Consider the following 218-nt stretch of genomic DNA (forward strand, 5'->3'; position numbering starts at 1 on the left):
CCCTCTCAGGTCGGCTACTGATCGTTGCCTTGGTAAGCCATTACCTTACCAACTAGCTAATCAGACGCGGGTCCATCCTGTACCGCCGGAGCTTTGATACAAAAGCCATGCGACTTTCGTATGTTATCCCGTATTAGTATACCTTTCGGTATGTTATCCGTGTGTACAGGGCAGGTTACCCACGCGTTACTCACCCGTCCGCCGCTCTCTCCGAAGAG

At 52.3% G+C, this 218-nt stretch carries 1 rRNA gene; it reads right to left on the bottom strand.

The window, feature by feature from the left end:
- Positions 1-218 (bottom strand): 16S ribosomal RNA (locus LEQ07_RS19920); the annotation flags it as partial.

It is taken from the genome of Paraclostridium sp. AKS73 (assembly GCF_025671395.1).
GTDB classification, from domain to species: Bacteria; Bacillota; Clostridia; order Peptostreptococcales; family Peptostreptococcaceae; genus Paraclostridium; species Paraclostridium benzoelyticum.